This is a genomic window from Thermomicrobiales bacterium, from assembly GCA_037045155.1.
Taxonomy (GTDB): domain Bacteria; phylum Chloroflexota; class Chloroflexia; order Thermomicrobiales; family CFX8; genus JAMLIA01.
In genome coordinates this window covers 99,068-111,096 of the sequence record JBAOIG010000005.1, presented here as the reverse complement: position 1 = coordinate 111,096, position 12,029 = coordinate 99,068, and the positions used below count along the sequence as shown (strand labels likewise).

The following is a 12,029-nucleotide window of genomic DNA, read 5'->3' as shown; positions in this document are numbered from 1 at the left end:
ATTACCTGGGCTTTCTGTTTACTCGTAGCTCGATCGCGACTCGGCCGCGCTGCGCGTCATCGGAGACGGTGGACGCGCCCATCAAGTCGAGTAGCCCGTCGAGGATGGCGGCGATGTTGTCGTAATCCTCGCGGCTTCGGGCGCGAAGCTCCTCCTGGAGTACGCGGATCTCTTCTGTCAGGCCGAGGGCGAGCTGGACACCGGCCAGATTGATTCCCCGCTCCTCGACGAGATGCTTCACCTGCCGAAGCCGTTCGATGTCTTCGGTGGAGTACAGGCGGAGATTGCCCGACGTCCGCGAGGGGGCGACGAAACCCTCTCGTTCGTACTTTCGAAGGGTTTGCGGGTGCAGGCGCAGGAGCCTTGACGCGACGCTGATGACGTAGAGTGGCTCGCTCTCTTGCATGCAGTCTCCACCAATCTGCCAATGATTCGACAACTCGCACTCTCAACAATGTTGATACAGACTATATCATAGAGCGCGCACCCCAACAACTGGCCACCGGCGACGAATCCAAACAGGCCCCGATGCGTATCGCATCGGGGCCTGTTTGGAGCAGATCGGGTTTCGCTGGCTAGTCGCCGAAGGACGGAACGGCAGTGGGCTCGGTGACGCGCCGCGGCCGAAGCGGTTGGCGAGGCGGAGCGATGTGGCGCGTGGGCACGATCGGAAATGGAGCAGTCACATCCATCGGCATGCCGGCTGGGATGATGACCGGCTGTCGCGGTGGAATTGCGACGTGGGAACGACGCGCGGCGCGGCGACGCGGTGGCTCGATGACCCGCGCGAGGATCGTTGCGATGACGAGAAGGCACGGGATAGCGACGAGGGCCATCATCGCCCAAACGCCCGGTGCATGCGCCTTCTGGGCGGCAACCGCTCCCGAGGTCACCACTCGCTCCGCTCCTGCGCCGGAGACGGCGAGGCCCGATGTGTTCGACATCACCTGGTGTGGCTGGGCTGGTTGCGCGGCCGGGGCGAGCGGGGTTGCGAATCCGGTATCGAGGAGCGAACGGGCGTCCGCATACCACGACTCAGAGGTGCTCCCGAGAAGGACGGCGATGATGGTTCGGCCGTCTCGCTGCGCGACCTCGATCAGGCAGTAGCCGGCATTCGTCGTGATGCCGGTCTTGCCGCCGACCAGCCCCGGATAGGTTCCCGCGAAGTCATTGGTCGTGTGAAGGGAATGGCCGTCGCCTTTGTAGCTGATGGCTCCAATTGCCTCGCGAAACGCGGGCACGGAGGCGAGCCCATAGCGTGTGATCGTAGCGAGATCACGTGCCGTCGTGACATGGCCGTCGGCATCCAGCCCGTGGGGATTGACGAGATGCGTGTTGGTCGCGCCAATCTCGGCGATTCGGGCGTTTGTGTAGGCGACGAATGGGTCGACGGTGGCGTTATCCAGATCGCCATTCGTGGCTGAGAGATTTCGGGCAATCGTCATCGCCGCGTCGTTGCCGCTGGATAGCAGCATGCCATGGAGGAGTGTCGTGAATGTGTCGGTCTCGCCGGTAACGAGCCCCATGCTTGCCTCGCCAACGAGATCGGCATCGGTCGTGGTCATTGGCCGATCCGGCGCGGTGATCTCAGCGGAGGCGATGGCGGTGAAGATCTTGGTGAGGCTGGCCGGCGGCGCCTGTTCGTCGGCGGCACGCTCGAACAGCACAGCGCCCGATTCCGCGTCGATGACGATTGCGTTCCGGGCAACGACGGTTGAATTGTCGGATTCCGCGGCGGCGATGGGTGTTATCACCAGGGCCAGGGAAAGCATCATGATGGTGGTGATGAACACCGTGACGAGCCGGGGCATCGACATCCTCCAACGTTCCAGCGTAGACACGCATCGACCCACCACCCGGCGACGCAGGGCGTCGATTCGGGAACTCAGGCGCCATCGGGTGGATGGCGTATGGGCAGCAGTGTCAACGAGTCAGAGTCTACCAGCCGAGATGTACGTACACAAGAGAATGAGCGACGTCTGATGGGGTCGCGGCTATCGGGAATTACGGCGCATATGGTCGTCGCGCGGGGCCCGGAGGTGTTCGCGAATACGCTCGTAAATCAGCTGGCGAGTGACTGCGCCGACGATACGTCCCCCGACGACGAGGAGCGCGACGTGGCCTGTCGAGGCGTCTACCAGATCCAGGATGTCCACCAACGAGGTGTCCTGTCCAACCCGCGGGATGTCATCGAGCGACGACGCGATTTCGCCGACGGTAACGACATCCCAGGTTGCCCGTGGGATCCGTTGGATCTCCGCCAGCGAGACCAGCCCGATCACGTCACCGTCGCGCTGGACGAGTAATGGACCACTCGTGGTGGATTGGAGAATCTCGTCGAGCGCTGCGTCGATCGTTCGGTCGGCGGCGATACGGCGGCTAGCGGTCAGGCCGGCTTCGTCTGCCGTGACCTGGCGTCCGCCCTCACGGATGAGCGTCCGGGTGAAGCCTTCGCGCGCGGCCTGGCTGATTGACCAGTAGGCGAAGAGGAGCCATACCGCCGCCACTGACCAGGTCCCGTTGAGTGCCAGCATGAGGAGGCCGGCGAGGACGATGCCGAAACCGATGGCCCGGCCATACAGACCGACGGCTCGTGTTGCAAGGATCAGATCGCCCGAGACATACCAAAGGAAGGCGCGCAGGATTCGTCCGCCATCGAGTGGATAGGCGGGTAGCAACGTGAGGATAGCGAGCGAGGTGTTGATCAGTGCGAGAGTCCTGAAAGCTTCCCCGGCGAAGGTGGATCCTGGGACGATCCACGAGCAAGCGCCAAGCACAATTGCCAGGATGCCACTGGCGGCCGGGCCGGCTGCTGCCACGCGGACCTCGTTAGCCGGGTTCTCGGGTCGATACGCATCGTCGGTCAGCGCCCCGAAGGACGACAGAATGATCGCGCGGAGATGCATGCCTCGCCGGCGCGCGACGGCATCATGGGCCAGTTCGTGGATGATCAAGGACATAATGGCGCCGGCGACGATTGCCGCGGTGAATCCGACGTGACGAAGCTGGCGCAGCCCGTCAGGCGCGAGGAGGTCGGCCGAGATGATCGTCAGAACGACGACAATCGTTATCCAGCCCGGTGATGCGCGGACCGGGATGCCCCGGAGCGCGATGGGATGGATCGGACGCCGCCGGCTGAACACGTGGGGCCGCGAAATCATGCACACCCCCTGATGGCGGCGAGCAATCCGACACGATCCAAAGCTTCATCTGAGCCGGATTCCGATCAGAGACGCTGATACTCTTCGAGATCGAGGACGAACACGGTCGCGGCCGCAGTCTGTATTTCGCCTGCTCCCTGTGCCTGCGATCGGCTGCGGGCCTCCTGGCGAATGAGGTCGAGAACGTGATCGACCTGCTCGTCCTGGACGCCGATCATGATCGTCGTGTTACCACGGCGAAGGAACCCACCGGTTGAGGCCAGCCGGGTGGCGCGAAAGTCGTTTTCAAGGAGAGCATCGACAACCGCGTCGGCATCCTCGTTCTGGACAACCGCGATAATCAGCTTCATACCTCGTCCGCCTCGTTTCACCGTGTGTCGATCGACATGCCTGAGCCGTCATTATAGGTGCCAATGAAAAATCTGGTCAACGTCGACTCATCGGATGCAGACGCGCCGAAGTTATCTGGCTGTTGTTCATTCGTCAGAGACCAGCGGATTCGCGTCAAGATAGCTTTGCAGCATGATCGCCGCAGCGATGGCGTCGCGTTTGTCCCGACGTTCGCGCGATCGCATACCGCTCTGCTCTAATGCGCGATCTGCAATCGCGCTGGTGAGCCTTTCGTCCCAGAAGATGATCGGCGTTGTGACGAGCTGCTCGAGCTCGGCGGCCTGATCGCGAGCCGCGCGGGCCTGATGACCCTCATCGCCGAGCATGCCCTTCGGCAAGCCGACGACGATGCCAGTGGCGTTGACATCGACGACGAGCGCCGCGATGTCGTGCAATGACCCGTGCCGCAAGTCGATGATGCGATCCGGACTGGCGATAACGCCAGTGTCGTCGGAGATGGCAACCCCGATCCGACGTTCGCCGAGGTCGAGGCCAATGAGCTTAGCGCCCGGTCGGCGTGGTTTCCGTCGGTACGGTCGTTTCGGCACCTTGCACCTCGATCATGATCCGAGACCGCAACAATGGCATCCTGCCCCAGAATCCACTGTATCGTCGGTCCACCTCAGCCGTTTGAACGCCAGGAATCTGCTTGGCGGCGGATGTGATGTCAGAGACGCGCTTGCCGCTCGCGTCTGCGCGAAGCTCGTCTAGCGTGGATGCGTCAATCGGTTGCGCTGCTTGTGCCGTCGCGGTGACGGAGAAGCCATCTCCAGCAGTTGCGCCGAGTGGCTGAGACGCGCCAACTACGATCGATCCGGCGACGATCTTCGCATCACCCGCCAGATCGGAGAGGCGACGCGTCGCCTCCGCCGTGGCCTGCGTCTTCATCGCCTCGGGGTCGAAGACTTGTCCCGACACGGGCAACGACGCTTCGAGATGGAGTGTTGTCGCGTCGTCGCCGGCCGCATGGTCGAAGCGAAGGGTTGCCTCCCCGCGTTGCATGCTGCCCTCGAGTAGCGTCGCTCCGACGGGAACGAGGCCGTCCAGGGTTGTGCTGGAACGAGCATCAAGGTCTCCACGGACGGTCTTCTCCAACGATGCTCGGTCGGCATCGCTCACCGTCGCGATCCGTTTCATCGTTCCGCCGGTAATCGGGTCGCGGTTGGTGAAGAAGATTCCGTTGTCCCATTGTCCGTAGATTGTCTCCGCGTCGGCATTTCCCTCCGCGCCCGGGGCGACGGCGCGGATTGGCGCAGTGGCGCTGCCGAATGTCATTGATCCATACGGATCCGCTGGTGGAACGGTGATGTCCGTCGTTGTCGCATATTCGCCGCCGCTGGCGTCGGTTGCGATAGCGCCTGCTTCGATGTGGACCGGAGTAAGCCTTGGATTGGTCAGCAGGAGAGATCCGGTCGCAGCCGCGTCGGGGATGAAGCGCTCCCCGGTCGTCGGAATGCTGGCGCTCGCCGTTACTGTCGCGCCGATCGCGGCGGGCGCGACGTGTACATCAAAAGATCGGCCTGGCTGATCGAGGCCAACTGTGACGCGGGCTTCAACGGCATCGATACGTGGGGTAACGGCGATTGTTGCGGACGGAGCGACCGCGACGAGCAGGGCGACAAGGATAGTGAGCAGAATGAGAATCGAAACCGCGGCGCGCCGACCGTGTCGCGAGGAACGGCGGTGGGCTGGCGCGATCTCATGCGCCGGGTCGAATTGTCGCGAAGACCAGGCAGCCCACGACGCGTCGAGATCCTCCGTCTGGACTGGATGGTGTCTGCCGGGTGGAGTGATCACGAATGAGTACGAGTCGTCTCCCATCTCGTCTTCGTCGACAGGCGCGACGGTGTCGAGGCCGCGCCATGGAGTCAGCGGGACGCTTGCTGTAGGCGCTGTGTCAGTTGCTGGCGGAAGATCGATCCGGCTGGTGGGAGCGTCGGCGCTCGGTTCGGCCGGCGACTCGGCCGGCAAATCAGCAGGTCGTGTGTCTGATGCCGACGGGCGATGGTCAATCGGGTCGACGAGCGGCAGCCCGATGATCCATGCCAACTCGCGCCGCAGGGGATCCTCGGTCGCCACGCGGACGACAACGCCGGCCGCCTGGGCTGCTGCGGCAAGACGTCGGAACTCGCGGGCGGTGAAGAGCGTTGTCGCGCCATCGGGGATGTCGACGATGATCTCGGCGAGTTCGGATTTCGCTAGTTGCTCCTCGAGCGCATCGAGGTCATTCGGTCGCGAGATGGTGAAGTAGTCGGTTTGCCGGGTAGCCATTGCACTTCCTTATCCTGGGTCCGCCACCCGGCAACGAAGATCAGCGACGCGCTCGGGGCGCGTCGGATCTACCCACCAAGCTGGCGCGAGACCGCCGATTCAACCGCGCCGAGCGCCTCGTCCAGCCTGGTGGCGTCAGTTCCACCGCCGTTGGCCAGTTCGGGCCGGCCACCACCGCGGCCGCCGATGATCGGCGCCAATTCCTGGATCAGCTTGCCCGCGCTAACGCCACGAGCAGTCAGGTCTCTTGTCACCATCGCCACGAGTGCCGGCTTGTCGTCGATCTCGCTGCCGAGGACGATGACGCCCGAGCGCAGCTTGTCGCGGAGCCGGTCCCCGATCTGCAACATCGTGTCGCGATCGCCGGCGACGACCCTGGTTGCCAGAACCGTCACACCACTGACTTCAACTGCCGTGTCGACAATGCTCTCGACATCCGATGTCGCTAACGACAGGCGCAACTGATCGATGGTGCGATCGAGGTCGCGAACACTGGATTGCAACGACCGGAGCCCCTCGGCGAGCTCCTCGACAGGAATGTGGAGCGTTCGCGCGGCATCGGTCGCGATAAGCTGGAGTCGCTGTAGATACTCAAGCGCGGCACGGCCGGTGAGCGCTTCAATGCGCCGGACGCCCGAACCGATCGATGACTCGCTCAGGATGACGATCGGGCCGATCTCGGCAGCGTGGCGCACATGGGTGCCGCCACACAGCTCGCGAGAAAATTCGCCGATCGAGACCATTCGCACGAGATCGCCGTACTTTTCACCGAAGAGCGCCATCGCTCCCCTGGCCACCGCATCGTCGTAGGACATGACGTCGGTGGTGACGTCGTCGTCGCGCAGCAGCACGGTGTTGGCGATTTCGGTCGCGCGTTGGATTCCATCGGGCCCGAGTGGCGCAGCGCTTGTGAAATCGAAGCGCAGACGGTCGGGCGCGACGAGCGAACCCGCCTGATAGGTGTCTTCACCGAGAATCATCCGCAGTGCCCGATGCAGGACGTGGGTGGCGGTGTGGTTGCGACGGATCGCGTCGCGACGCTCAGCGTCGATGGCGGCCAACGCGACCTGGCCCCGCTGGATAAATCCCTCACTCACCTCGCCGCGATGGACGATGACGGTGGGTGTTGGGCGTTGGGTGTCGTGAACCTGGAAGACGCCTGTCTCGGTCGTAATGACGCCGGTATCACCTACCTGGCCCCCGGATTCACCGTAAAACGGCGTGCGATCGAGGACAAGCTCGCCCGGCTGCCCGGCGTCGAGTTGCTCGACGAGCGCATCGGCGCTGACGATCTCCGCGACGGCGGCCTCTGCGCTCGTGGACCCATAGCCCAGGAACTCGACCGGCTGAAGGCGCGCATACAGTTGGTTACGGTCCCGGGCTGTGTCGGCAAAGTTCGCGACGTGCTGGCGGCTGCGCGCTCGTGACTGCTCGAGCGCGACGGCGAAGCCTTCGGCGTCGACGGCGACACCCACGTCGGCCGCCAGCTCGGTGGTCAGCTCGTAGGGGAACCCGTACGTGTCATAGAGCCGGAAAGCATCCTCGCCGGAGATAGTCGAGCCGCCCGCAGCGCGGAGTGCATCGACGAGCTCGGCGAATCGGGCCATGCCTGTAGCCAGCGTTCTCGAAAACGATTGCTCCTCGTTCTCGACGATACGGCGGATCGTGCCGGCCCGCGTGATCATATCCGGGTGATAGCCGCCGAACCGGTCGATGACGACATCGACGATCGTGACGAGAAACGGTCGTTCGATACCCACCGCGCGGGCGTGGCGGACTGCGCGCCGAAGGATGCGACGCAGCACGTAGCCCCGCCCTTCGTTGCCGGGCAGCACGCCGTCCATAATCAGAAATGTGGCTCCACGGACGTGGTCGCTGATGACGCGCAGAGAACGGTCGATGGTTGGATCCGCGCCGTAGGTCACGCCAGCGATTTCGGCCGCGCGAAGGATCATCGGCTGGTGCAGATCAGTCTCGTACATGGTTGGCGCGTTCTGCAGAATCATCGAGATGCGCTCAAGGCCCATGCCGGTGTCGATATTCTTGCGCTCGAGCTCGCGGAACGAGCCGTCAGCCTCTTTGAACTGGCCCATGAAGACGAGATTCCAGAGCTCCATCCACCGGTCGCAGCGGGGACAGTTCGGGCCGCAGTCTGGTTCTCCGCATCCATACTGCGCGCCCCGGTCGACGTGGAGCTCGCTGTCGGGTCCGCAGGGACCGGTTTCGCCGACCGGCCCCCAGATATTCGTCGGGTCTTCGTGGATGCGCTCTGGCGCCAACCCAACCTCGTCCATCCAGAGTTGGCGAGCCTCGTCGTCGTCCGGGTGGATCGTTACCTGAAGCCGTTCTGCGGGAATTCCGTAACTGACGGTTAGCAGATCCCAGGCGTAGCGGATCGCCTCCCGCTTGAAATAGTTGCCGACCGAGAAGTTGCCGAGCATTTCAAAGAAGGTGGCGTGCCGCTCGTCTCCGACGTCGTCGATATCGACAGTCCGAAAGCATTTCTGAACCGATGTCATGCGGTTGGCGGGCGGCTGCTCGAGTCCGAGGAAGTAGGGAGTCATCTGCTGCATGCCGGCGGTGGTCAGTAGAACGGTTGGGTCGTTACGTGGGATCAGCGGGGACGAGGACACGTGGAGGTGTCCCCGCTCGGCGAAGAACTCAACAAAACGTTGTCGTATCTCGCGGCTTTGCATTCTGTGTCTGGCCTTCTCTCACATTCCGTGGGCGATCCCGAGCAGGTAAGTGTAGCGAACCCGGATTGGTGACGAGACCGCACGCGAAGCGAGGTGTACGTACAGTATGCCCGGACAGTGACATATGGTCAAGGGCTCATTCACGCGAGGGCTGGCCTCCGACAGTACAATTAGGTCATGGGCACGCGATTCTCTGACCGATTGTCAGTTCTCTCAACCGGACCCGGCGTTTACTTGATGAAGAACGTTGCGGGCGACGTGATCTACGTCGGTAAGGCCGCCGCGTTGCGAAATCGTGTGCGCTCGTATTTTCAGGAGAGCCGGCCGCCGGATCCGAAGACGCGCGAGCTGGTCAGCCATATCGTCGACTTCGATGTCATCCGAACCGACACTGCCAGCGAAGCGCTGATCCTCGAGAACGAGCTGATCAAGCGGTATCAGCCACGCTACAACGTCCGGCTGAAAGACAACAAAACCTACCCGTATATCAAGATCACGAACGAGGAATGGCCCCGTGTTATCGCGACACGCCGGATCGTCCAGGACGGCGGCCGGTATTTCGGTCCCTACACCTCGGCCGGATCGGTCCACCGCACGCTCGACTTGCTCAACCGATTGTTCCCATATCGACCGTGTGACATCGTCATTACCGGAGACGCACCCCGGCCGTGTCTCTATTTCCACATGGGTCGTTGCCTTGGTCCGTGTATCGGCGCTGCCGACCCGAAGGAATACGCCGCTGCGGTCGACGGCGCGGCGCTCTTTCTGCAAGGCCGCGGCGAGGAGCTCGTGCCCGAGCTTCGACAGCGGATGGAGCAAGCGGCCGAGAACCTCGACTTCGAGCGCGCGGCCAAGCTGCGCGACGAGGTGTCGGCGATCGAGCATGTCCTCGAGCGACAGAAGATCGTGTCCGGGAAAGGCGACGACGCGGATGTGATCGCCGTATACCAGTCACCGGGTGGTGATTCTGTCGTCCAGGTGGCGATGATCCGTAACGGCAAAATCCTCGGCTCCGAGCATTTTGTGATGTCGGGGACGCGGGTGGATGACGATCCGTCGGAGATTGTCGCCAGCTTCGTCGCGCAGTTCTATGGCGACGCCGCTGTCGTTCCGAACGAGCTGATCGTCCAGCATATGCCGGCCGACGATGCGATCCTGCGCGGCTGGCTGGCCGAGCGTCGCGGCGGAAAGGTGCGGCTGACGACGCCGCAGCGTGGCGAGAAGCGCAAGCTGGTCGAAATGGTAGCCAAGAGCGCGGTAGAGAACTTCGAGCAGACGCGGTTGCGCTGGCTCAACGACGAGCAGCGGATGACGGCGGCGATGACTGAGTTGGCTGACGCGCTGGAGCTGCCGGATCTTCCTCGGCGCATCGAGTGCTTCGATATTTCGACATTGCAGGGGACGAACATGGTCGCGTCGATGGTCGTCTTCGAGGACGGCAAGCCGAAGAAGAGTGACTACCGGCGCTTCTCGATCAAGAATGTCGACGGGCAGAACGACTTCGCGGCGATGAAGGAGGTCGTCGGCCGGCGGTTCAGGCGGCTGGCGACCGAGCCGGATACCGAGGCCTGGTCGCGACAACCGGATCTTGTCATCATCGATGGGGGCAAGGGGCAGCTCAACGCGGCGCTGGAATCGCTGCATGAAGTCAGATTCGAGACGCGGGTCGTCGGGCTGGCGAAGGAGAATGAAGAGATCTTCCTGCCCGGCCAGTCGTGGCCGATCGTGCTGGATCGTGACTCACAGGCGCTGTACCTCGTGCAACGAGTTCGGGACGAGGCGCACCGTTTCGCCGTGTCGTTTCATCGCCAGAAGCGAGAGCGCGCGGCTGTCCGCTCGGCGCTGGACGACTTGCGCGGCGTCGGGCCGAAGCGCAAGAAAGCGTTGATTCAGGCGTTCGGCAGCGTGAAGCGCATTCGCGAAGCCAGCGAGGAACAGATCGCCACGGTCGAGGGCATTGGCCGTGAGCTGGCGCGACAGATCAAGACGCAACTGTAGCAAGTCGGAGCGGCGCAGGAGGGGGATCGGTGGTCACGGAAACCGACAAATCGGGAAGCGCGCCGGACGCGCCGCTGGACGATCAGATCGGCCGGGCGATCGAGGCGCTCCGCCACGGTGGCGTCGTCGCGATTCCAACCGACACCGTATACGGCCTGGCAGCCTCGCTCGCCCGTCCTGACGCACTTTCTCGAATCTACGCCATCAAGGGCAGGTCTGGCAACAAGGCGCTGCCGATCCTTATCTCTGACATGAGCCAGCTTGCCCGGCTCGCGAAGCGGGCGTCGCCGGCCGCGCTTGCGTTGGCTCATGCCTTCTGGCCGGGCGCGTTGACCATCGTGCTTCCCGCCTCGGATACCGTGCCAGCCGAGGTGACACGTGGAGTGCCGACTGTTGGGCTTCGGATGCCGGCCAACGACGTTGCGCTGGAAGTGATCCGCGCGGCCGGCGGCGCGCTGGCGGTTACGAGCGCGAACCGCTCGGGTGAACCGGAGGCGCGGACGGCGGCTGCGGTGATCGAACGACTCGGAGGACGGATCGCTTTCGTGGTTGATGGTGGTCGATCCGGGGAAGCGCCTGCGTCGACTGTGGTGGATGCGTCTGAAGCCAGCATTCGAATCCTTCGCGTTGGCGCGATTAGCCCCGAGCAGATTCATTCGGCACTCGCTGAGGCAGGATTCGATCATGCGTGATGTGCGGAGGGCTGGTACAGCAGCATCGTTGCCTCCGGCTGTCTTGATGGCCGTCGCGGCAGGGTTGGTGACACTCGCGCTGGGGATCTATGCCCGGCATGCCAAGCCGTCGATTCTCGACACTCCGCTTATCGGCCACGGCACACGGTCGTTTTATCTCATCGCACTGGTGGCGGTCGTCGGGATCGGTTGGCAGGCGCACCGGTTTTTCGATCGGCCGATTCGAGGCTACACGCCATACCCGCCATTGGCGACGGCGGGAATCCTGCCGGCCATGATCGTGTTGGCGTCCGCGCTACTCGTCGGTCGCTACCATACCGCGCCGATCGTCGTCATGGCGGCCGTGCTGGCCGCGACCGGCGCCTATGCGGCACTGAGCATTCGTGATGTGATCGATTCGGGCGACACCGGTGATCAGCCGGTGCTGTTGATCCACGTCGGGCTGAGCCTCGTCGTTGTGTTCGTCAATGTCGCGTTGCTGCTGCAATTTCAGGCACGGTTGCTGTTTCTGGCGCCGACGATCTTCGTGGTTACGGCGCTGATGCTCCTGCAGATTCATGACGGTGTCGCGACGTATCCGGTCCGTCGCCAGGCGTATGCACTGGTTGGAGCGCTGATCGCGGCCGAGGTTGTCTGGCCATTGACATACTGGCCACCGTTGGGCTGGTGGTCCGGCGCCGTGGTTGCGAGTGTTGTAACGGGGTACGCGCTGGTGACTCGGGCGAATCTGATGCGTCGGTTGACGGGGGTTGCAGCGGCGCAGTACGCCGGTTTGACTGCGGCGCTGCTGGTGTTCGTCGTCGTGATGTCGCGCTAGCGTC

General features: G+C 63.4%; 10 protein-coding genes. 3 read left to right on the top strand and 7 right to left on the bottom strand.

Annotated features, from left to right (window positions below; translation table 11 throughout):
• Nucleotide 1 precedes the first annotated feature (1 nt).
• From V9F06_10695 to alaS, 7 genes are all read right to left on the bottom strand, one after another.
• Nucleotides 2-406, bottom strand: coding sequence for a MerR family transcriptional regulator (locus V9F06_10695; GenBank protein ID MEI2618070.1), 405 nt, complete (start codon nt 404-406; stop codon nt 2-4).
• Nucleotides 407-575: 169 nt separating this feature from the next.
• The gene (locus V9F06_10690) at nt 576-1,811 is read right to left on the bottom strand and encodes a hypothetical protein (GenBank protein ID MEI2618069.1); all 1,236 of its coding nucleotides are present in this window, start codon (nt 1,809-1,811) and stop codon (nt 576-578) included.
• A 183-nt stretch (nt 1,812-1,994) separates the two neighbouring features.
• Entirely contained in the window at nt 1,995-3,161 is a 1,167-nt protein-coding gene (locus V9F06_10685) for a site-2 protease family protein (GenBank protein MEI2618068.1), read from the bottom strand.
• Between the two features lie 65 nt (nt 3,162-3,226).
• Nucleotides 3,227-3,511, bottom strand: coding sequence for a cyclic-di-AMP receptor (locus V9F06_10680; protein MEI2618067.1), 285 nt, complete (start codon nt 3,509-3,511; stop codon nt 3,227-3,229).
• A gap of 126 nt (nt 3,512-3,637) precedes the next feature.
• Nucleotides 3,638-4,099: a Holliday junction resolvase RuvX gene (gene ruvX, locus V9F06_10675; protein ID MEI2618066.1), complete on the bottom strand. Its 462-nt coding sequence runs from the start codon at nt 4,097-4,099 to the stop codon at nt 3,638-3,640.
• Nucleotides 4,053-5,822, bottom strand: coding sequence for a hypothetical protein (locus V9F06_10670; GenBank protein ID MEI2618065.1), 1,770 nt, complete (start codon nt 5,820-5,822; stop codon nt 4,053-4,055). The genes ruvX and V9F06_10670 overlap by 47 nt, the downstream gene beginning before the upstream one ends.
• A 68-nt stretch (nt 5,823-5,890) precedes the next feature.
• Nucleotides 5,891-8,518: an alanine--tRNA ligase gene (gene alaS, locus V9F06_10665; GenBank protein ID MEI2618064.1), complete on the bottom strand. Its 2,628-nt coding sequence runs from the start codon at nt 8,516-8,518 to the stop codon at nt 5,891-5,893.
• A 177-nt stretch (nt 8,519-8,695) separates the two neighbouring features.
• On the opposite strand from alaS, the gene uvrC reads away from it, so the two are divergent.
• From uvrC to V9F06_10650, 3 genes are read left to right on the top strand one after another with little or no spacing between them, the layout of a single operon-like run.
• The gene (gene uvrC / locus V9F06_10660) at nt 8,696-10,516 is read left to right on the top strand and encodes an excinuclease ABC subunit UvrC (GenBank protein ID MEI2618063.1); all 1,821 of its coding nucleotides are present in this window, start codon (nt 8,696-8,698) and stop codon (nt 10,514-10,516) included.
• Nucleotides 10,517-10,545: 29 nt separating this feature from the next.
• On the top strand, nt 10,546-11,208 hold the full coding sequence (locus V9F06_10655; GenBank protein ID MEI2618062.1) for an L-threonylcarbamoyladenylate synthase: 663 nt from the start codon (nt 10,546-10,548) through the stop codon (nt 11,206-11,208).
• Entirely contained in the window at nt 11,201-12,025 is an 825-nt protein-coding gene (locus V9F06_10650) for a hypothetical protein (GenBank protein MEI2618061.1), read from the top strand. The genes V9F06_10655 and V9F06_10650 overlap by 8 nt, the downstream gene beginning before the upstream one ends.
• The last annotated feature ends 4 nt before the right edge of the window (nt 12,026-12,029 follow it).

Coding starts and splice junctions, on each gene's coding strand:
- alaS (MEI2618064.1), bottom strand. CDS start 8,518: ATGCAAAGCCGCGAGATACGACAACGTTTTGTTGAGTTCTTCGCCGAG.
- V9F06_10670 (MEI2618065.1), bottom strand. CDS start 5,822: ATGGCTACCCGGCAAACCGACTACTTCACCATCTCGCGACCGAATGAC.
- V9F06_10650 (MEI2618061.1), top strand. CDS start 11,201: ATGCGTGATGTGCGGAGGGCTGGTACAGCAGCATCGTTGCCTCCGGCT.
- V9F06_10690 (MEI2618069.1), bottom strand. CDS start 1,811: ATGCCCCGGCTCGTCACGGTGTTCATCACCACCATCATGATGCTTTCC.
- V9F06_10680 (MEI2618067.1), bottom strand. CDS start 3,511: ATGAAGCTGATTATCGCGGTTGTCCAGAACGAGGATGCCGACGCGGTT.
- uvrC (MEI2618063.1), top strand. CDS start 8,696: ATGGGCACGCGATTCTCTGACCGATTGTCAGTTCTCTCAACCGGACCC.
- V9F06_10695 (MEI2618070.1), bottom strand. CDS start 406: ATGCAAGAGAGCGAGCCACTCTACGTCATCAGCGTCGCGTCAAGGCTC.
- V9F06_10685 (MEI2618068.1), bottom strand. CDS start 3,161: ATGATTTCGCGGCCCCACGTGTTCAGCCGGCGGCGTCCGATCCATCCC.